Genomic DNA, 19,710 nt, shown 5'->3' on the forward strand with positions numbered 1-19,710 from the left:
AGTGAAGTTTAAAGTGATGGCTCTGGCCGCAGTAATTGGGTTTGGCGCAATGTCAGTGCAGGCAAATGAATTGCCGGATGGTCCACACATTGTTACATCAGGGACCGCGAGCGTCGATGCGGTACCGGATATCGCAACGCTTGCCATCGAAGTGAATATTGCCGCCAAGGATGCCGCGAGTGCCAAGAAACAGGCCGATCAGCGCGTTGCGCAATATCTCTCTTTCCTTGAGCAAAACGGCGTCAATAAGAAAGACATCAGCTCCGCCAATCTGCGAACTCAACCGGATTATGACTACCAAGATGGCAAGAGCGTGCTGAAAGGCTATCGCGCAGTGCGTACCGTTGAAGTGACCCTGCGCCAGTTGGATAAGCTCAATTCGCTGCTCGACGGCGCGTTGAAGGCTGGATTAAATGAAATTCGCTCCGTTTCGCTTGGCGTTGCGCAACCGGACGCGTACAAAGACAAAGCGCGTAAAGCCGCGATTGAAGATGCCATTCACCAGGCGCAGTCGCTGGCATCTGGATTCCACAGCAAGCTTGGACCAGTATACAGCGTGCGTTATCACGTCTCGAACTATCAGCCAAGCCCGATGGTACGCATGATGAAGGCTGACGCCGCCCCGGTTTCTGCACAAGAAACCTACGAGCAGGCTACGATTCAGTTTGATGACCAAGTAGATGTGGTGTTCCAGCTGCAGCCAGAACAGGCGACAGCACCGGCGGCGGCTCCCGCAGCGGCAAAATAATCGAAGTGACTTTTTAAAAACCCTCGCAGTGCGAGGGTTTTTTTGCTTAATCCTGACGTAAAACGCGATGGCCGTATGCGAGTAGCGCATCCGTGACTTTGCGCATCATTCGGCTTTCTGGCGCAAAGCGGTGCCAGTACAGCATCCGACGCTGGAATAGCCCTGGCGTGAGATCGATAAGCTCGCCGCTGGCCAGCTCTTTTTCGATTTGCAGATGTGGGATCATGCAGCAGGTGGTGCCCTGACGCGCCAGCTGTACGAACGCTTCCGATGAGTTAACGATATGACACGGTACGCTGCCCGGTGGCAGGTCGAAATTTTGCTGCAAGAAGGCCTGATGCATATCGTCTAGATGATCGAAGGCGACGGCAGGGGCTTTCAGCAACGCAGAACGGGTGACCCCATTAGGGAAATAGCGTTCGGCGAAGGCTTTCGAACCGACAAACAGGTAATCGAGTGCACCGAGCTGATCGACGAGGCAGCTTGGCAGCGCCTGAGGCTGGATACTCACCGCACCAACCACTTCGCCACGACGCAGTCTCTCTTGGGTGCGGGTCTCATCTTCAACCTGGAGATTCAATCGAATCGGTGAGTTGTTCAGGACTTCTGACAGCGCCGGCAGCAGCCACGTTGCCAAACTGTCGGCGTTGACCGCAAGCGACAGCAGCAACGGCGTGGAGCCGGTTTGCTCATCGCCCAGCCACTCTTCTTCCAGCAGCTCAACCTGACGCAGCAGCGCCAGCAGCTTCTGTCCCTGTTCGGTTGGGCGGGGCGGAACGGTACGCACCAGCAGCGGCTGGCCGAACATGTTCTCCAGCTGTTTAATTCGCTGCGAAACGGCGGACTGGGTGATACACAGTTTTTGCGCGGCGCGTTCAAACCCACGTTCCCTGATAACGGCATCCAGCGCCTGTAGTGTTCTGTAGTCCGGACGTTTCATTGCTCTGAGGTACTCCGTAAAGGTGTTATCTGCACTATGACATAAATTTACCGGAGATACAGACGAAAATGGTTTGCACATTACCGTGATGCTGCTCACGTGTTGAACTCATCATCCGCCGTACCTTTCCTGAGCCGGGTTCGCGGCTCGAATTGTTGCAGACTTCTGTTCTATAATGCGCGCAAATGATGACACCACAGGCGAAACGATCATGACGCAGGATGAACTGAAAAAAGCAGTAGGCTGGGCGGCTCTTCAATATGTACAGCCGGGTACGATTGTGGGTGTGGGTACGGGATCAACTGCAGCGCACTTTATCGATGCGCTGGGTACCATGAAAGGACAAATCGAAGGCGCAGTCTCCAGCTCAGATGCCTCTACCGAGAAGCTGAAAAGCCTCGGCATCACCGTGTTCGATCTGAATGAAGTCGACCGCTTGGGCATCTATGTGGATGGCGCAGATGAGATAAACGGCCATATGCAGATGATCAAAGGCGGTGGCGCGGCGCTGACTCGCGAGAAAATCATTGCTTCGGTGGCGGATAAATTTATCTGTATCGCCGACGCTTCAAAGCAGGTTGATATCCTAGGCAACTTCCCGCTGCCGGTTGAAGTTATTCCAATGGCACGCAGCGCCGTAGCGCGTGAACTGGTGAAACTCGGCGGTCGCCCGGAATACCGTCAGGGCGTGTTGACCGATAACGGCAACGTGATCCTCGACGTACACGGCCTTGAAATCCTTGACGCTATTGCGCTGGAAAATGCCATTAACGGTATCCCAGGCGTTGTCACCGTGGGTCTGTTCGCCAATCGCGGTGCTGATGTGGCGCTGATTGGTACCGCCGACGGCGTGAAAACCATTGTGAAATGATCTGACCGTGGGGGAATAACCATTTCCCCCATTTTTTTTCTTGAGGCGTAATTTGGTGACTTGTGTCACATTTACGACCGCTCATCTAATTAACATCCCACGTTTAGATTTCCGTTCAGCATTTTATGCTGTCATTTCGCGTTGCATGACGTTTCTTCATGACGCCTACGCAAACGTTCATATTGCTGCATTATTTATTTTTGATATGTTGCTTAGATGAACTTTCGTTCAACACAACACGAATAAAGCAAAGACAGGACGGGGAAATGGCTAAGGTATCACTGGAAAAAGACAAAATTAAGTTTCTGCTAGTGGAGGGCGTGCACCAGAAGGCTGTCGATAGCCTTCGCGCAGCAGGTTATACCAATATTGAATTTCACAAGGGTGCGCTGGATAGCGCACAGCTGAAAGAATCTATCCGTGATGCTCATTTCATTGGCCTGCGATCCCGCACGCATCTGACGGAAGAGATCTTTGCCGCCGCAGAGAAACTCGTGGCGGTGGGTTGCTTCTGTATTGGCACTAACCAGGTTGACCTCGTAGCCGCTGCGAAACGTGGTGTTCCGGTATTTAACGCGCCATTCTCTAACACCCGTTCCGTAGCGGAGTTGGTGATAGGCGAACTGCTGCTGCTGCTGCGTGGTATTCCAGAAGCTAATGCCAAAGCGCACCGCGGCGTGTGGAACAAACTGGCTGCGGGTTCTTATGAAGCGCGTGGCAAAAAACTGGGCATCATCGGTTACGGTCACATCGGTACGCAGTTGGGGATTCTGGCTGAGTCGCTGGGGATGCACGTCTTCTTCTACGATATCGAAAGCAAACTGCCGCTGGGCAATGCGACCCAGGTGCAACATCTGTCCGATCTGCTGAATATGAGCGACGTGGTCAGTCTGCACGTGCCGGAAAACGCCTCAACGAAAAACATGATGGGTGCGGAAGAACTGGCGCTGATGAAGCCGGGCGCGCTGCTGATCAACGCCTCTCGCGGTACGGTTGTCGACATTCCAGCGCTGTGCGCGGTGCTTTCGAGCAAGCATCTGGCCGGTGCCGCCGTGGACGTCTTCCCAACCGAGCCTGCAACCAACAGCGAGCCGTTCACATCGCCGCTGTGTGAATTTGACAACGTGATTCTGACGCCGCACATCGGTGGTTCTACTCAGGAAGCGCAGGAAAACATTGGTCTGGAAGTTGCGGGCAAACTGGCGAAGTACTCTGACAATGGTTCTACGCTGTCTGCGGTGAACTTCCCGGAAGTCTCTTTGCCGCTGCACGGTGGGCGTCGCCTGCTGCACATTCACGAAAACCGTCCTGGCATCATGACCGCACTGAACCAGATTTTTGCCGAGCAGGGCGTCAACATTGCCGCACAGTATCTGCAAACCAACTCAGAGATGGGTTATGTGGTTATCGATATCGAAGCGGAAGAGGATGTGGCTGAGAAAGCACTGCTGAGCATGAAGGCGATCCCGGGTACCGTCCGCGCACGTCTGCTGTACTAATTTTTATCTTTTTTAGCCAAACGGGCAGGCCATTGGTCTGCCCGTTTTTGTTTCTCATGCTTCTTTGTGCAACCCATACATTGTCTTTCCGAGCCTCGCCGCAAACGGTGATTAAAGGCTCTGGCACGCATTGTTTGTCGGGAAAAGGAATTTACGATAGGGGCTCAGCATAGGGCTGAAACGGAAAAGCCCCTACCGAAGCAGGGGCTCTAAAAGGAAAGGGATAATGATGAGACTCGTCATCATACTGCTGATTCTGTTAATCATCGCTTACCCAGCATATTAACAGTCTTTACGCAGGAGGGAGGCTTGCCTCCCTCACCCTTTACCGAGGAATTTAGGTCAAAAAAGAAACGGTGTCAATCTGCAAAAAGCGTTTACCACTGCCACACTTTTGACGGCGTGATCACCACGGGTAGGGGAATGTCCCAGTCTTCGATTGGCAGGGCTTCAACCTGCTGGCAATCATGGGCGTAACCGACGGGCTGGATCCCATGCATACGCCAGTTTTGCAGCGTGCGGTCGTAAAAACCGCCACCCATGCCGAGGCGCTGCCCCTGCTCATCAAAAGCAACCAGCGGTGTTATCAGCACGTCGAGCTTCGCAAGCGGCAGCACATCGCGCACATCAAGCTTCGGCTCGCGGATTTTCAGGCGGTTCACCACCAGTTCACTATGGGGATGGTAATGCAGAAACAGCAGGTTTCCCGGACTAAACGGATGTAACACCGGCAGGTATACGCGCTTCCCGGCTCGCCAGAGTTGTTCTATCAAGGGCTGGGTATCAAGTTCGCCGTCAAAGGATAAGAACAGGGCGACAGTTTTCGCCATGACCACGGGAGGCCAAGCGATCATACGATCTGCGGCTTGTTCGCCGTAAAGTATTTGCTGCTGGAGTGTGAGCGCACGACGTCGTTGCCGGATGAGTTGGCGAATATCTTGTCGGGAAGGAATTTGCTCAGAATGCTGTGTCATAAGACCGCTGGGTAGAAGGGGAATCTCCGAGATGCCGCCGCAGGCTGTAACCCTTGAACCCTTGGTTCAAGGTGAATGCGTCGTCACAGTTTTAAGGCTTCTCGGACGGACCGAGCATGCTCACCAACCGTGGAGCGCCACATTCTTGTGGTATGAAATATCGGCTCAGGGGACTGGCCCGCTTGCGAACATCTCAGAGAAATTTTTTCTTCACAGTCACTCTACCATAGTAAACTGCAAAGTGTTATTCAAACTTTGGCCCTGACTTTTCAGATGTGCGACCTTGGTCAAGCAGCGCTTGTTCAATGGTCTGTTGCAGCATCCGAATCCGCTGTTCCATGCTCGAAGCATAGTCACGCGTCTTCGCCTTTTCCTGAGTTAACTCGTAGCTGATATTCAACGCGGCGATGAAAACCAGCTGCTCAGTATTTGTGACTTTAGTGCGTTCTTTCAGATCTTGCAACCGCTGATTCAGATCGTCCGCAGCCTGATTCAAAGCATCCCTTTGTTCAGGCGGACAATTCACTCGCAGTGAACGGCCAAAAATATGAATATCGACGGGTTCTGCAGACATGCCACCTTCCTGCTGATTAACTGCGCGTCCTTCACACTCAGGCGGTGAAGGGGCGACACTATAGCTACCCTGGAATGAACACACAAGCCCTTTTCTGGTATCTCCAGGGTCCAAAGTGGTAGCATATCATGAAATCCCCCCAACAATGACGAATGCGCATGCCTATACAGAATGAAATGCCGGGTTACACCGTGGTGAACCAGCAATTAAACCAACAAGGGGTGGGCCTGACGCCTGCTGAAATGCACGGTCTGATCAGTGGCCTGCTTTGTGGCGGCAACAAGGACAGCTCCTGGCAGCCGCTGGTTCACGACCTGACCAACGAAGGTCTGGCTTTCGGTCATGAACTGGCTCAGTCATTGCGTGCAATGCATGCGGCAACCAGCGATGCGCTGGAGGATGACGGTTTTCTTTTTCAGCTTTACCTGCCTGAAGGCGATGAGGTCAGCGTGTTTGAACGCGCCGACGCACTCTCTGGCTGGGTGAACCACTTCCTGCTGGGGCTGGGCATGGTGCAGCCGAAGCTGGATAAAGTGAAAGATGAAACGGGCGAAGCCATTGACGATCTTCGTAATATTGCGCAACTTGGTTATGAAGAAGATGAAGACCAAGAAGAACTGGAGATGTCGCTGGAAGAGATCATCGAATACGTTCGCGTAGCCGCGTTGTTATGCCACGATTCGTTCACTCGCCCACAGCCGACAGCGCCGGAAGTTCAAAAACCAACATTACATTAATCTTAACGGCTCCGTTGACTGCGCAAAGACGCTGACGGGGTGATTTGGGATTGAAAGGAGATGTCATGACACAGCAAGCGTTTCTCCGTCGTCGCCAGCAGCTACTGGCGCAGATGAAACCCGGCAGCGCGGCGTTGATTTTTGCCGCTCCAGAGGTGACTCGTAGCGCGGATTCTGAGTACCCCTATCGGCAGAACAGTGATTTCTGGTACTTCACCGGCTTTAACGAGCCGGAAGCCCTGCTGGTGCTGATTAAAAGTCATGATACTCACAACCACAGCGTACTGTTTAACCGCGTTCGCGACCTGACGGCTGAAATTTGGTTTGGTCGCCGTCTAGGACAGGATGCAGCGCCCGAGAAACTGGGCGTTGACCGCGCGCTGGCTTTCAGTGAAATCAATCAGCAGCTGTATCAATTGCTGAACGGCCTAGATGTGATTTACCACGCACAGGGCGAGTATCGCTGGGCCGACGACATTGTCTTCACCGCGCTTGAGAAACTGCGCAAAGGCTCGCGCCAGAACCTGAAAGCGCCAGATTCGATGATCGACTGGCGTCCAATGGTGCACGAGATGCGCCTGTTTAAAGACAGCGAAGAAATTGAAATCCTGCGCCGCGCCGGTGAAATCAGCGCGCTGGCCCATACGCGTGCGATGGAAAAATGCCGCCCTGGCATGTTTGAATACCAGCTGGAAGGCGAAATTCTGCATGAATTTACCCGCCACGGCGCGCGCTTCCCGTCCTACAACACCATTGTTGGCGGCGGTGAAAACGGCTGTATTCTCCACTACACCGAAAATGAATCAGAGCTGCGCGATGGCGAGTTGGTGCTGATTGATGCCGGCTGTGAATACAAAGGCTATGCCGGTGATATCACCCGTACTTTCCCGGTGAACGGCAAATTCAGCCCAGCCCAGCGCGAAATCTATGACATCGTGCTGGCATCATTGCACAAAGCGCTTGAGCTCTATCGTCCCGGCACCTCAATGCAGGAAGTGACCACCGAAGTGGTGCGCATTATGGTAACCGGGCTTCATGCGCTGGGGATCCTGAAAGGGGAAATCGATCAGCTTATTACCGACAACGCCCACCGTCCGTTCTTTATGCATGGCCTAAGCCATTGGCTGGGGCTGGATGTTCACGATGTTGGCGTGTACGGCCCAGAACGCTCGCGCGTGCTGGAACCCGGGATGGTGCTCACCGTTGAACCAGGTCTGTACATTGCGCCTGATGCCGACGTGCCTGCTGAGTATCGTGGCATTGGTATTCGCATTGAAGACGACATTCTCATTACCGAAGACGGTAACGAAAACCTGACCGCGTCGGTGGTGAAAACGGCGGATGAAATCGAAGCGTTAATGGCGGCGGCGCGTCAGCTATGAGCGTGATTATTGTCGGCGGCGGGATGACCGGTGCCACGCTGGCGTTGGCCGTGTCGCATCTCACGGCGGGTCGATTGCCAGTACATCTGGTAGAGGCGGCAGATATTGATGCCGCCGAACATCCTGGATTTGACGCCCGAGCGATAGCGCTGGCGGCGGGAACCTGTCAGCAGTTGGCGAAAATCGACCTTTGGCAGGCCATCGCTGACTGCGCAACGGCAATTACTACCGTTCATGTGAGTGACCGTGGACACGCTGGGTTTGTCACCCTCGATGCTGTTGACTATCGTCTGGCCGCGCTGGGGAACGTCGTGGAACTGCACGATGTCGGCCAACGGCTTTTCAGCCTGCTGCGCAAGGCGCGCGGTGTGACGCTGCATTGTCCCTCACGAGTGACGCAAGTTGAGCGGCAAATTGACGGCGTCAGCGTGACCTTGGATAGCGGCGAAACGCTAAACGGTAAACTGCTGGTGGCCGCCGACGGCTCTCGTTCGACGCTTGGCGAGCAGTGCGGTATTCACTGGCAACAGGAGCCCTATAATCAGGTAGCGGTTATTGCTAACGTCACCACGGCTGTTGCGCATCAGGGGCGCGCATTTGAGCGCTTTACCGAACATGGCCCGCTGGCGATGTTGCCGATGTCGCAAAACCGCTGTTCGCTGGTGTGGTGCCATCCGTTGGAACATCATGACGACGTCATAGGATGGTCCGATGCGCGTTTTTGCCGTGAGTTGCAGCAGGCATTCGGCTGGCGGCTGGGACGGATTACGCAGGCTGGTAGCCGCAGCGCCTATCCTCTCTCGTTGACCACCGCAACACGCACGGTATCGCACCGTCTGGCGTTGGTCGGCAACGCGGCGCAAACGCTGCATCCGATCGCAGGGCAAGGCTTCAACTTAGGCCTGCGCGATGTGATGACGCTGGCGGAAACGCTGGCGCAAGCGCATCACGCCGGCCAGGACATCGGCGACTATCCGTTGCTCTGTCATTATCAACGTCAACGCGCGGAGGATAAATCCGCGACTATCGGCGTGACCGATAGCTTGGTTCATCTGTTTGCTAATCGCTGGGCTCCTTTAGTTGCCGGGCGCAACGCAGGGCTGATGGCGATGGAAATGTTTACCCCCGCACGCGATGTGCTGGCGCAGCGGACGCTGGGCTGGGTCGCCCGCTAAGAGCAGTTAAGGAGTTAATGTGCAAAGTGTTGATGTTGCCATCGTAGGCGGTGGAATGGTTGGGCTGGCGGTAGCCTGCGGTTTACAAGGCAGCGGTCTACGCGTAGCAGTGCTCGAGCAATCGCTGCCACAGCCGCTTGCCGACGATGCGCCGCCTGCGCTACGCGTGTCGGCTATTAATGCCGGCAGCGAAAAACTGCTGTCAAAACTCGACGTTTGGCCGGCAATCGTGGCCCAGCGTGCCAGCTGCTATCACGGCATGGAAGTATGGGATAAAGACAGCTTCGGGCGCATCGCATTTGACGACAGCAGCATGGGCTACAGCCATCTCGGCCATATTGTTGAGAATGCAGTGATCCACCAAGCGCTGTGGCAGAAGGCACAACGCTGTGCCGATGTGACGCTGATGGCGCCGGCTGAACTCCAACAGGTTGTGTGGGGAGAGAACGAAGCCTTTCTGACTTTGCAGGATGGCAACATGCTCACCGCTCGTCTGGTGGTGGGGGCCGACGGTGCCAACTCCTGGCTGCGCAACAAAGCTGATATTCCTCTGACTTTCTGGGATTATCGTCATCACGCGTTGGTGGCGACAGTGCGCACCGACGAGGCGCATGAAGCCGTTGCGCGCCAGTGTTTCCATGGTGAAGGGATTCTGGCGTTTCTGCCGTTATCCGATCCCAACCTGTGCTCTATCGTCTGGTCGTTATCGCCACAGGAAGCTGAGCGAATGCAGCAGGCCAGCGACGCCGAGTTTAATCAGGCGCTAAACATAGCCTTCGATAATCGTCTTGGACTTTGCAAAGTGGAAAGCGAACGTCAGGTTTATCCGCTGACGGGACGATACGCGCGCCAGTTTGCCGCACATCGTCTGGCGCTGGTGGGCGACGCGGCTCACACCATCCACCCGCTGGCAGGGCAGGGTGTGAACCTTGGCTTTATGGACGCCGCTGAACTTATCAATGAGCTCAAACGCCTGCATGCGCAGGGCAAAGATATCGGCCAGCATTTCTATCTACGCCGCTACGAGCGCAGCCGCAAGCACAGCGCCGCGCTGATGCTTGCGGGGATGCAGGGTTTCCGCGAGCTGTTTGCCGGGGAAAATCCGGCGAAAAAACTGCTGCGCGATATTGGTCTGAAATTGGCGGATACGCTGCCAGGCGTTAAACCTCAACTCATTCGCCAAGCAATGGGCCTGAATGATCTGCCGGAGTGGCTTCGTTAAGTCGCTCACACTTTTGCTCCCGGTGGTCCCACCGGGAGCCTGACTCCTCATTTGAAAAAATCTAATTCCACGCCATTTTTCGCATTAGTTTTTTTAATTCATCAATTTTCACATTACGGAAAACACGCCTGCTTTTCCGCATGAAATATCATCTTGTGCTAAATAATGACCTATTGTTGTTAATTATCTGTGGCGTATTTCGCTTTTTGCCAGTCAATAACTCTGTATGCTTTTTGGCGACTTTTGGTCATAAGCTAATGTGATGTCCCTCTTTTGCTGATGGTTTAGCACGATGTTCGGTGGTAAGTTCAAGGGAAAAGAGAACGTTTGCGTCGATGCCCAAATGGACGTCGGCGTTAGATTTTGTGGTGCGATATATTCAACGAGGACATGATGGCTCAACAAACGCCTTTGTATGACCAGCACGTGCTGTGTGGTGCGCGGATGGTGGATTTCCACGGCTGGATGATGCCGCTGCACTATGGTTCGCAGATTGATGAGCACCACGCGGTGCGTACCGATGCCGGCATGTTCGATGTGTCACATATGACCATCGTCGACCTTCACGGCCCACGGACCCGCGAGTTCCTGCGCTATCTGCTGGCGAACGACGTGGCGAAGCTCACCAAACCCGGCAAAGCGCTTTATAGCGGGATGCTAAACGCATCGGGTGGCGTGATTGACGACCTTATCGTCTATTACCTCACCGAAGATTATTTCCGCCTCGTTGTAAACTCTGCCACCCGCGAAAAAGACCTCTCCTGGATTACCCAACACGCTGAACCCTATGCCATCGATATCATCGTCCGTGATGACCTGTCGCTGATTGCTGTACAGGGGCCGAATGCCCAGGCAAAAGCAACCAGTCTGTTCAGCGATGAACAGCGCCATGCGGTAGAAGGGATGAAGCCTTTCTTCGGTGTACAGGCGGGGGATTTCTTTATCGCCACGACCGGCTACACCGGTGAAGCGGGCTATGAAATCGCGCTGCCAAAAGAGCAGGCGGCAGATTTCTGGCAAAAACTGGTACAGGCAGGCGTTAAGCCATGCGGCCTAGGCGCGCGCGATACGCTGCGTCTGGAAGCTGGCATGAACCTGTACGGTCAGGAGATGGACGAAAGCATCTCTCCGCTGGCTGCCAATATGGGCTGGACCATTGCTTGGGAACCTGCCGATCGTCAATTCATTGGTCGCGAAGTGCTGGAGCTGGAACGCGAAAAAGGCACCGAACAACTGGTTGGTTTAGTGATGACGGAAAAAGGCGTGCTGCGCGGCGAACTGCCGGTGCGATTTACTGATGCCAAAGGTAACGCCTGTGAAGGGGTTATCACCAGCGGAACATTCTCCCCTACTTTAGGCCACAGTATTGCGTTGGCCCGTGTCCCGGCAGGGATTGGCGAAACGGCGATTGTGCAAATCCGTAACCGCGAAATGCCGGTTAAGGTAACCAAACCTATTTTTGTGCGTAACGGCAAGGCCGTCGCGTAACCCATTCTTATTCTGGAGACTTTTTGATGAGCAACGTACCAGCAGAACTGAAATACAGCAAAGAACACGAATGGCTGCGTAAAGAAGAAGACGGCAGCTACACCGTGGGTATCACCGAACACGCGCAGGAACTTCTGGGCGATATGGTGTTTGTTGACCTGCCGGAAGTCGGCACGGTGGTGAGCGCGGGTGATGACTGCGCGGTTGCGGAATCCGTTAAAGCGGCATCCGATATCTACGCGCCAATCAGCGGTGAAATTGTTGCCGTGAACGAAGAACTGGGCGATTCCCCAGAGCAGGTCAACAGCGAACCTTACGGCGATGGTTGGATCTTCCGGATCAAAGCCAGCAATGAAGCGGAAGTTGCCGCTCTGCTGGATGCCACCGCGTACCAGGCCCTGTTAGAAGACGAATAAGGTAGCTCTTGTAGGCCGGATAAGGCAAAGCCGCCATCCGGCAACTGCCCCGAAAGCAGGATGGCGGCGTTCACGCCTTATCCGGCCTATGTTTGCCAGCGGGCAACACCGTTAGACAATTACGATTCACCGCACGTTTCAGGAACCATCGCTCATGACACAGACTTTAAGCCAGCTTGAAAACCGTGGCGCGTTTATTGAACGTCACATTGGGCCGGATGCCCAGCAGCAGCAAGAGATGCTCAAAACAGTTGGCGCGGATTCATTAAACGCACTGATTGCGCAGATCGTGCCAAAAGATATCCAGCTTGCTACGCCGCCGCAGGTTGGCGACGCGACTACCGAATTCGCCGCGCTGGCGGAGTTGAAGGTGATTGCCGGTCGCAACAAGCGCTTTAAGTCATACATTGGCATGGGCTATACCCCAGTGCAGCTACCGCCTGTTATCCAGCGCAATATGCTGGAAAACCCAGGTTGGTATACCGCCTATACCCCTTACCAGCCGGAAGTGTCTCAGGGCCGCCTTGAAGCGCTGCTCAACTTCCAGCAGGTGACGCTGGATCTGACCGGTCTGGATATGGCTTCCGCTTCTTTGCTGGACGAAGCTACCGCCGCCGCAGAAGCGATGGCGATGGCTAAGCGCGTCAGCAAACTCAAAAATGCTAACCGTTTCTTTGTGGCCGCCGACGTGCACCCACAAACGCTGGACGTTGTTCGTACCCGTGCAGAAACCTTCGGTTTTGACGTGATTGTGGATGACGCCGACAAAGCGCTGGATCATCAAGACGTGTTCGGCGTATTGCTGCAACAGGTGGGCACCACCGGTGAAGTTCATGACTACGCGCCGCTGATTACGGAACTGAAATCGCGCAAAGTAGTGGTGAGCGTCGCCGCAGATTTCATGGCGCTGGTGCTGTTAACTGCGCCGGGCAAGCAGGGCGCGGATATTGTCTTCGGCTCCGCCCAGCGTTTCGGCGTTCCGATGGGCTACGGTGGCCCACACGCGGCATTCTTCGCCGCCAAGGATGAATTCAAACGCGCCATGCCGGGCCGTATTATCGGCGTATCGAAAGATGCGGCGGGCAATACCGCACTGCGCATGGCAATGCAGACTCGCGAGCAGCATATCCGCCGCGAGAAGGCTAACTCTAATATCTGTACCTCCCAGGTGCTGCTGGCTAACATCGCGAGCCTATATGCGGTCTTCCACGGCCCGGCAGGTCTGCAACGCATTGCTAATCGTATCCACCGCCTGACTGATATTCTGGCAGCCGGTTTACAGCAGAAAGGTCAGAAGCTGCGTTTTGCGCACTACTTTGACACTCTGTGTGTGGAAGTGGCGGATAAAGCCTCGGTGCTGGCGCGCGCGAAGGCGGCAGAAATCAACCTGCGTAGCGATATCCTCAACGCGGTTGGCATCACCCTGAACGAAACCACTACCCGTGAAGACGTGCTGGCTCTTTTCGCTGTTGTTCTTGGCGATAACCACGGATTGAATATCGATACGCTGGACAAAGACGTGGCACTGGATAGCCGTTCCATCCCGCAAACGATGCTGCGTGATGATGCAATTCTTAGCCACCCGGTGTTCAATCGCTACCACAGCGAAACCGAGATGATGCGCTATATGCACTCTTTGGAGCGTAAAGATCTGGCGCTGAACCAGGCGATGATCCCGCTGGGCTCCTGCACCATGAAGCTCAACGCTGCGGCGGAAATGATCCCGATTACCTGGCCGGAATTTGCTGAACTGCACCCGTTCTGCCCGGTTGATCAGGCTGAAGGCTACCATCAGATGATCGGCCAGCTGTCCGATTGGCTGGTGAAGCTGACCGGTTATGATGCACTTTGCATGCAGCCGAACTCCGGTGCGCAGGGCGAGTACGCCGGTCTGCTGGCGATTCGTCACTACCATGAAAGCCGCAACGACGGCCATCGTGATATTTGCCTGATTCCAAGCTCGGCACACGGTACTAACCCGGCTTCCGCACAGATGGCGGGAATGCAGGTGGTGGTGGTGGCCTGCGATAAAAACGGCAACATCGATCTGGCGGATCTGCGCGCGAAAGCGGAGCAGCACGCGGCGAATCTCTCCTGCATCATGGTGACCTATCCGTCTACCCACGGTGTTTATGAAGAGACCATCCGCGAAGTGTGCGAGATCGTCCACCAGTTCGGCGGCCAGGTTTATCTTGATGGCGCGAACATGAACGCCCAGGTCGGCATTACCTCACCGGGCTTTATCGGCGCGGACGTATCGCACCTTAACCTGCATAAAACGTTCTGTATTCCACACGGCGGCGGTGGTCCGGGTATGGGGCCAATCGGCGTGAAGGCGCACTTGGCACCGTTTGTACCAGGACACAGCGTGGTGCACATTGAAGGCATGCTGACCCGTCAGGGCGCGGTCTCTGCCGCACCGTTCGGCAGCGCCTCCATTCTGCCAATCAGTTGGATGTACATCCGCATGATGGGCGCGGAAGGCTTAAAACAGGCCAGTCAGGTGGCGATCCTTAATGCGAACTACATTGCCACTCGTCTGAAAGACGCGTACCCGGTGCTGTATACCGGCCGCGATGGTCATGTGGCACACGAATGTATTCTTGATATTCGTCCGCTGAAAGAAGAGACCGGGATTAGCGAACTGGATATTGCCAAGCGTCTGATCGACTATGGTTTCCATGCACCAACCATGTCCTTCCCGGTTGCCGGAACATTGATGGTTGAGCCGACCGAATCGGAAGGCAAGGCTGAACTGGACCGCTTTATCGATGCAATGCTGGCTATCCGTGGTGAAATTGACCGCGTGAAATCCGGTGAATGGGCGCTTACCGATAACCCGCTGGTCAACTCACCGCACACCCAAAACGAGCTGGTGGCGGAATGGAATCACGGTTATAGCCGCGAAATCGCCGTCTTCCCGGCGGGCATGGCGAACAAGTACTGGCCTACCGTGAAGCGTCTTGATGATGTTTATGGCGACCGTAATCTGTTCTGCTCCTGCGTACCGATGAGCGAATATCAGTAATCGTCTGATTAGACTATCTTTTAAAGGCGCTGCGGCGCCTTTATTTTTTTGGAGAAACGGATGGCACTTGCATTGATAACCGGCGCGAGCCGGGGAATTGGCCGGGCGACGGCGTTACAGCTGGCTCAGGAAGGCTATACGGTGGCGGTGAACTATCACCAGAACGAAGCGGCAGCGGCTGACGTGGTGAATGTGATTGTCGCACAGGGCGGCAGGGCATTTAGCGTGCGGGCGGATATTGGCGATGAGGAGCAGGTCGAAGCGATGTTCGCCCTGCTGGATAAGCGGCAGGAGCCGCTGATCGCGCTGGTGAATAATGCGGGGATTTTATTTACCCAGAGCACGGTGGAAAACCTGACTGCCGAGCGCATTAACCGCGTGCTGACGACCAACGTCACCGGCTATTTCCTTTGCTGTCGTGAAGCGGTGAAGCGAATGTCCTCGAAACACGGCGGTAATGGTGGGGCGATTGTGAATGTCTCTTCGGCGGCATCGCGGCTGGGGGCGCCTTTCGAGTATGTGGATTATGCGGCCTCAAAAGGGGCTGTCGATACGCTGACCACCGGGCTGGCGCTGGAGGTGGCGGCGCAGGGGATCCGTGTAAACTGCGTGCGTCCTGGCCTGATTTATACCGAAATGCATGCTTCCGGTGGGGAGCCGGGGCGAGTTGATCGTGTGAAGTCGATGTTGCCGATGCAGCGTGGCGGGCAGCCGGAAGAGGTGGCGCAGGCGATTGCCTGGCTGCTGAGCGAGAAAGCGTCGTATGTGACGGGAAGTTTTCTTGAGCTGGCGGGCGGGAAGTAGTGCGATTGATGCCGGATGGCGCTGCGCTTATCCGGCCTACAAGGGCAATCATCGCGCCAGGGTATGCCGGATGGCGCTGCGCTTATCCGGCCTACAAGGGCAATCATCGCGCCAGGGTATGCCGGATGGCGCTGCGCTTATCCGGCCTACAGGGGCAATCATCGCGTCAGAGTAGGCCGGATAAGGCGTTTGCGCCGCCATCCGGCAATAACTTACAGTTTCTCGCCGTTGCTGGCGATGACCTCTTTGTACCAGTTAAAACTCTTCTTACGTGAACGCGACATATCGCCGGTGCCGTCGTCATGCTTATTCACGTAGATGAAGCCATAGCGCTTGCTGTACTGCCCGGTGGTGAATGACACACAGTCGATGCAGCCCCACGGCGTGTAGCCCATCAGGTCAACGCCATCGTAGGTGACCGCTTTCATCATCTCTTCAACGTGCGCGCGCAGATAGTCGATACGGTAGTCATCGTTGATGCTGCCATCGTCTTCCACTTTGTCGTAGGCCCCGAAGCCATTTTCGACAATAAACAGCGGCTTTTGGTAGCGCTCGTACAGTTCGCATAACGAGTAACGCAGGCCAACCGGGTCAATCTGCCAGCCCCAGTCAGAGGCTTTCACGTGTGGGTTCGGCACGCTGCCTTCGAAGCCGGAGATGGCATCGCCGCTACCGCCTTCGGCTTTAACCGCGTTGGTCATGTAGTAGCTCAGGCCAAGGTAGTCGCAGGTGCCTTCACGCAAAATCGCCTCGTCGCCCGCTTCCATTTTGATATTAAAGCCGCGACGCTCCCATTCGTTTAACACGTAACGCGGGTAGTAGCCGCGCATTTGCACATCGGTGAAGACATAACGCTCGCGCATGGATTCCTGAGCAAACATGACATCTTCTGGTTTACAGGAGTATGGGTAGAGCGCAACCATAGCCAACATGCAACCGACCTGCATCTCCGGGTTAATTCGGCGTGCAGCCTTCACCGCTAGGGCGCTCGCCACAAACTGGTGGTGCAATACCTGGTACATGGTCTCTTCCGGATTGGAATGCTCGGTATAGACCACGCCAGAACAGCAATAACCAAACAGCGGTGCGCGCCAGTTACGTTGGTTATTGATTTCGTTGAAGGTCATCCAGTATTTGACCTTGTGCTTATAGCGCTCGAATACGACTTCTGCGAAACGGACGAAGAAATCAACCACTTTACGGTTGGTCCAAGCGCCGTATTGTTGCACCAAGTGCAGCGGCATTTCGAAGTGGGAAAGGGTAATAACCGGCTCGATGTTGTATTTCAGCAGCTCATCGAACATATCGTCGTAAAACTTCAACCCCTCTTCATTGGGCTGCGTTTCGTCGCCATTTGGAAAAATACGAGTCCATGCAATGGAGGTGCGGAAGCATTTGAATCCCATCTCGGCGAACAGCTTGATGTCTTCTTTGTAGTGACCGTGGAAGTCGATGGCTTCGTGATTTGGGTAGTATTTACCCGGCACCACTTCTTGAGTAATTTCGCGCGGCACGCCGTGGGCGCCGCCGGTTAGCACGTCACAGATGCTGGGGCCTTTGCCACCTTTATTCCAGCCGCCTTCAACCTGGTGTGCGGCAACAGCGCCACCCCATAAAAAGTCTTTCGGTAAGGTCAGTTTTTTCATCTTTGCTATGCTCATGTATTGGGCTTAATAAAACTGAGTCTAACAAAGGACAATTAAATGTCACGATATAACAAATTGCACCGGATGGAATATGTTACATCAAAAAAACACCCTGTATTTTTATGCTAATTTCTTCGCCAGTTTACGCCCCAAGGATTCCAGAATATAAATAACCGGGATCTGCGTTGTAATATCGTAAACGCCGCCAATACGCGTTTGTGGGACATGCCAAGAGAGATTAAAGTCGGCGAGTTTCGCCAGCCGCGAATGTTCATGGCTGGTAATCGACATCACCTTGCAGCGGTGCAGGCTGAGTTGGCTGGCGAAACGCAGGATTTCTTCGGTTTCGCCCGAGACCGACAGGACAATGGCCAGCGCATTTTTAGCCATGTCATTGGTGACGGGAAAATAAGGATCGTCGATATGGTTGCTAAATTTACCGATATTTGAAAAGAATCGTGCACCATATTTTGCCAGTGAGCCTGAGGTTCCCGCGCCGATAAAAATAATACGTTCCGAAGCCTGGATAATATCAACGGCGTTATCGACTAGTTTTTCGAATTCATCATTATTGACGCTTTTGAAAAAACTGATAATTTCACTGGCACCAAAATTAGCCTGCTGCGGTTCATCTTGTTCCAGATATAATTTAAAGCGTACGCGAAATTCCGAGTAGCCTTCACAGTTGAGTTTACGGCAAAAACGCATCACGGTGGTGGTAGAGACTCCCGCCGCGTCGGCCAGCTCACGGATGGTCATGTACATCACCGTGTCACGATTTTTGATGACGTAGTGATAGACCATCATCTCAAGATTATTGAGGCTGGCGATAGTGGCGTGGGAGAATAGGCTCACGGTGACGATACTCGTAAAATTAAATGACCTAAAGGGAATGATACCATGCAGCCTAACGACATCACTTTTTTTCAGCGCTTTCAGGACGACATTCTCGCCGGACGCAAAACGATTACCCTGCGTGATGCGGCGGAATCTCATTTTAAGGTTGGGGATATTCTGCGGGTTGGGCGTTACGAAGATAACGACTATTTTTGTACTATCGTGGTACAGGCAACGTCGACGGTAACGATGGACACGCTGACGCAGCGCCATGCAGAGCAAGAAAACATGACTCTGCCCGAACTCAAGCAAGTGATCGCTGATATTTATCCTGGCGAAAATACTTTTTATGTTATTGAATTTAAACGAATCGAGTGAAAGTTGGTACACGTGTTAGTTGAATGGTCTTTGTAACCTTTTGATTAATCTGATTTTACAAAAATTCATCATTTTATTTTAGCTTACATGTGTTCACTGAAATCATTCTCAGTTACGCTAGGGCATTAGCTCGATTTGTCGTTCGCCCGGAGCGCGTAATGGATAAGAAACCACTCATTCAACAGGGATATTCTCTGGCAGAGGAAATTGCCAATAGCATCAGTCACGGTATTGGTTTTGTGCTGGGGATCGTTGGCCTAGTCTTATTGCTGGTTCAGGCCATAGACACTAATGCCAGCGCAACTGCTATCACCAGCTACAGTTTGTATGGCGGCAGTATGATCCTGCTGTTTTTGGCCTCAACGCTGTATCACGCGATTCCCTCAAAACGCGCAAAAGTGTGGTTGAAAAAATTCGACCACTGCGCAATTTATCTTTTGATTGCCGGAACTTACACGCCGTTCTTGTTAGTCGGACTAGACTCGCCGCTGGCGCGAGGGCTGATGATTGTTATCTGGAGTCTGGCGCTGCTGGGGATCTTATTTAAGCTCACCATCGCACATCGCTTCAAAATCCTGTCGCTGGTGACCTACCTGACGATGGGCTGGCTGTCGCTGATTGTGGTTTACCAACTTGCGGTGAAGCTGTCGATAGGTGGGGTGACGCTGCTGGCGGTAGGGGGAATTGTCTATTCACTAGGGGTTATCTTCTACGTCTGCAAGCGAATACCTTACAATCACGCCATCTGGCACGCGTTTGTGTTGGGCGGCAGCACCTGCCATTTCTTGGCGATTTATCTGTATGTAGGGCAGCACGGTTAGGGCAACGCTGCTATCCGGCAACCGGTACCGAATTGCCTGATGGCGCTGCGCTTATCAGGCCTACGGTAGCTAGGGATAACGGGGAAATCCACGATTGCCTGCTTTTTGGTAGGCCGGTTAGGGCAACGCCGCCATCCGGCAACCAGCGCTGAATTGCCTGATGGCGCTGT

General features: G+C 54.0%; 19 protein-coding genes and 1 other RNA gene. 14 read left to right on the forward strand and 6 right to left on the reverse strand.

The window, feature by feature from the left end:
* The first annotated feature begins 1 nt into the window (after position 1).
* The gene (locus AB4K05_RS01645) at positions 2-748 is read left to right on the forward strand and encodes an oxidative stress defense protein (RefSeq protein ID WP_368478322.1); all 747 of its coding nucleotides are present in this window, start codon (positions 2-4) and stop codon (positions 746-748) included.
* Positions 749-794: 46 nt separating this feature from the next.
* On the opposite strand, the gene argP is transcribed toward AB4K05_RS01645, so the two are convergent.
* Positions 795-1,688, reverse strand: a complete 894-nt coding sequence (argP, locus tag AB4K05_RS01650; RefSeq protein WP_368478323.1) for a DNA-binding transcriptional regulator ArgP — start codon at positions 1,686-1,688, stop codon at positions 795-797.
* Between the two features lie 211 nt (positions 1,689-1,899).
* On the opposite strand from argP, the gene rpiA reads away from it, so the two are divergent.
* From rpiA to AB4K05_RS01665, 3 genes are all read left to right on the forward strand, one after another.
* Positions 1,900-2,559, forward strand: coding sequence for a ribose-5-phosphate isomerase RpiA (gene rpiA / locus AB4K05_RS01655; protein ID WP_062772996.1), 660 nt, complete (start codon positions 1,900-1,902; stop codon positions 2,557-2,559).
* A gap of 266 nt (positions 2,560-2,825) precedes the next feature.
* Positions 2,826-4,058, forward strand: coding sequence for a phosphoglycerate dehydrogenase (gene serA, locus AB4K05_RS01660; RefSeq protein ID WP_368478324.1), 1,233 nt, complete (start codon positions 2,826-2,828; stop codon positions 4,056-4,058).
* A 226-nt stretch (positions 4,059-4,284) separates the two neighbouring features.
* Entirely contained in the window at positions 4,285-4,344 is a 60-nt protein-coding gene (locus AB4K05_RS01665) for a type I toxin-antitoxin system Ibs family toxin (protein ID WP_156315568.1), read from the forward strand.
* A gap of 91 nt (positions 4,345-4,435) precedes the next feature.
* Here AB4K05_RS01665 and AB4K05_RS01670 read toward each other — a convergent pair whose 3' ends face one another.
* The 3 genes from AB4K05_RS01670 to zapA all read right to left on the reverse strand — a co-directional run bounded on the left by AB4K05_RS01670 (position 4,436) and on the right by zapA (position 5,606).
* Complete coding sequence (locus AB4K05_RS01670; RefSeq protein WP_368478325.1) at positions 4,436-5,032, reverse strand: 5-formyltetrahydrofolate cyclo-ligase; 597 nt, start codon at positions 5,030-5,032, stop codon at positions 4,436-4,438.
* A 19-nt stretch (positions 5,033-5,051) separates the two neighbouring features.
* Positions 5,052-5,235, reverse strand: a non-coding RNA gene (ssrS, locus tag AB4K05_RS01675) — 6S RNA.
* Between the two features lie 41 nt (positions 5,236-5,276).
* Complete coding sequence (gene zapA / locus AB4K05_RS01680; protein WP_166515589.1) at positions 5,277-5,606, reverse strand: cell division protein ZapA; 330 nt, start codon at positions 5,604-5,606, stop codon at positions 5,277-5,279.
* Between the two features lie 158 nt (positions 5,607-5,764).
* Between zapA and AB4K05_RS01685 the strand changes: the two genes are divergently transcribed.
* The 8 genes from AB4K05_RS01685 (at position 5,765) to AB4K05_RS01720 (ending at position 15,858) form a co-directional block, all read left to right on the forward strand.
* Positions 5,765-6,343, forward strand: coding sequence for a YecA family protein (locus AB4K05_RS01685; RefSeq protein ID WP_368478326.1), 579 nt, complete (start codon positions 5,765-5,767; stop codon positions 6,341-6,343).
* Between the two features lie 65 nt (positions 6,344-6,408).
* Positions 6,409-7,725 (forward strand): Xaa-Pro aminopeptidase, encoded by a 1,317-nt coding sequence (gene pepP / locus AB4K05_RS01690; RefSeq protein WP_368478327.1) that lies wholly within the window; start codon positions 6,409-6,411, stop codon positions 7,723-7,725.
* Positions 7,722-8,900, forward strand: a complete 1,179-nt coding sequence (ubiH, locus tag AB4K05_RS01695; RefSeq protein ID WP_368478328.1) for a 2-octaprenyl-6-methoxyphenyl hydroxylase — start codon at positions 7,722-7,724, stop codon at positions 8,898-8,900. The genes pepP and ubiH overlap by 4 nt, the downstream gene beginning before the upstream one ends.
* A 19-nt stretch (positions 8,901-8,919) precedes the next feature.
* Entirely contained in the window at positions 8,920-10,122 is a 1,203-nt protein-coding gene (ubiI, locus tag AB4K05_RS01700) for an FAD-dependent 2-octaprenylphenol hydroxylase (RefSeq protein WP_368478329.1), read from the forward strand.
* Positions 10,123-10,515: 393 nt separating this feature from the next.
* Complete coding sequence (gene gcvT, locus AB4K05_RS01705; protein ID WP_368478633.1) at positions 10,516-11,610, forward strand: glycine cleavage system aminomethyltransferase GcvT; 1,095 nt, start codon at positions 10,516-10,518, stop codon at positions 11,608-11,610.
* Positions 11,611-11,636: 26 nt separating this feature from the next.
* Positions 11,637-12,026 (forward strand): glycine cleavage system protein GcvH, encoded by a 390-nt coding sequence (gene gcvH / locus AB4K05_RS01710; protein ID WP_368478330.1) that lies wholly within the window; start codon positions 11,637-11,639, stop codon positions 12,024-12,026.
* A gap of 154 nt (positions 12,027-12,180) precedes the next feature.
* Positions 12,181-15,054: an aminomethyl-transferring glycine dehydrogenase gene (gene gcvP / locus AB4K05_RS01715; RefSeq protein WP_368478331.1), complete on the forward strand. Its 2,874-nt coding sequence runs from the start codon at positions 12,181-12,183 to the stop codon at positions 15,052-15,054.
* 60 nt (positions 15,055-15,114) lie between these two features.
* Positions 15,115-15,858: an SDR family oxidoreductase gene (locus AB4K05_RS01720; RefSeq protein ID WP_368478332.1), complete on the forward strand. Its 744-nt coding sequence runs from the start codon at positions 15,115-15,117 to the stop codon at positions 15,856-15,858.
* Positions 15,859-16,070: 212 nt separating this feature from the next.
* Here AB4K05_RS01720 and bglA read toward each other — a convergent pair whose 3' ends face one another.
* Positions 16,071-17,504, reverse strand: a complete 1,434-nt coding sequence (gene bglA, locus AB4K05_RS01725; protein WP_368478333.1) for a 6-phospho-beta-glucosidase BglA — start codon at positions 17,502-17,504, stop codon at positions 16,071-16,073.
* 120 nt (positions 17,505-17,624) lie between these two features.
* A complete protein-coding gene (locus AB4K05_RS01730; protein ID WP_368478334.1) occupies positions 17,625-18,359 on the reverse strand; it encodes a MurR/RpiR family transcriptional regulator in 735 nt (244 codons plus the stop codon).
* A gap of 45 nt (positions 18,360-18,404) precedes the next feature.
* Between AB4K05_RS01730 and yqfB the strand changes: the two genes are divergently transcribed.
* Together yqfB and AB4K05_RS01740 are read left to right on the forward strand one after the other, a co-directional pair.
* Entirely contained in the window at positions 18,405-18,719 is a 315-nt protein-coding gene (yqfB, locus tag AB4K05_RS01735; protein ID WP_368478335.1) for a N(4)-acetylcytidine aminohydrolase, read from the forward strand.
* A 158-nt stretch (positions 18,720-18,877) separates the two neighbouring features.
* Positions 18,878-19,540 (forward strand): hemolysin III family protein, encoded by a 663-nt coding sequence (locus tag AB4K05_RS01740; protein WP_368478336.1) that lies wholly within the window; start codon positions 18,878-18,880, stop codon positions 19,538-19,540.
* The last annotated feature ends 170 nt before the right edge of the window (positions 19,541-19,710 follow it).

This window comes from Kluyvera sp. STS39-E (assembly GCF_040932435.1).
GTDB lineage: Bacteria > Pseudomonadota > Gammaproteobacteria > Enterobacterales > Enterobacteriaceae > Kluyvera.

Excerpts from the sequence above, each read along its gene's own strand:
- argP (WP_368478323.1), bottom strand. The coding sequence starts at position 1,688 with ATGAAACGTCCGGACTACAGAACACTACAGGCGCTGGATGCCGTTATC.
- rpiA (WP_062772996.1), top strand. The coding sequence starts at position 1,900 with ATGACGCAGGATGAACTGAAAAAAGCAGTAGGCTGGGCGGCTCTTCAA.
- serA (WP_368478324.1), top strand. The coding sequence starts at position 2,826 with ATGGCTAAGGTATCACTGGAAAAAGACAAAATTAAGTTTCTGCTAGTG.
- AB4K05_RS01670 (WP_368478325.1), bottom strand. The coding sequence starts at position 5,032 with ATGACACAGCATTCTGAGCAAATTCCTTCCCGACAAGATATTCGCCAA.
- zapA (WP_166515589.1), bottom strand. The coding sequence starts at position 5,606 with ATGTCTGCAGAACCCGTCGATATTCATATTTTTGGCCGTTCACTGCGA.
- AB4K05_RS01685 (WP_368478326.1), top strand. The coding sequence starts at position 5,765 with ATGCCTATACAGAATGAAATGCCGGGTTACACCGTGGTGAACCAGCAA.
- pepP (WP_368478327.1), top strand. The coding sequence starts at position 6,409 with ATGACACAGCAAGCGTTTCTCCGTCGTCGCCAGCAGCTACTGGCGCAG.
- ubiH (WP_368478328.1), top strand. The coding sequence starts at position 7,722 with ATGAGCGTGATTATTGTCGGCGGCGGGATGACCGGTGCCACGCTGGCG.
- gcvT (WP_368478633.1), top strand. The coding sequence starts at position 10,516 with ATGGCTCAACAAACGCCTTTGTATGACCAGCACGTGCTGTGTGGTGCG.
- gcvH (WP_368478330.1), top strand. The coding sequence starts at position 11,637 with ATGAGCAACGTACCAGCAGAACTGAAATACAGCAAAGAACACGAATGG.
- gcvP (WP_368478331.1), top strand. The coding sequence starts at position 12,181 with ATGACACAGACTTTAAGCCAGCTTGAAAACCGTGGCGCGTTTATTGAA.
- AB4K05_RS01720 (WP_368478332.1), top strand. The coding sequence starts at position 15,115 with ATGGCACTTGCATTGATAACCGGCGCGAGCCGGGGAATTGGCCGGGCG.
- bglA (WP_368478333.1), bottom strand. The coding sequence starts at position 17,504 with ATGAAAAAACTGACCTTACCGAAAGACTTTTTATGGGGTGGCGCTGTT.
- yqfB (WP_368478335.1), top strand. The coding sequence starts at position 18,405 with ATGCAGCCTAACGACATCACTTTTTTTCAGCGCTTTCAGGACGACATT.
- AB4K05_RS01740 (WP_368478336.1), top strand. The coding sequence starts at position 18,878 with ATGGATAAGAAACCACTCATTCAACAGGGATATTCTCTGGCAGAGGAA.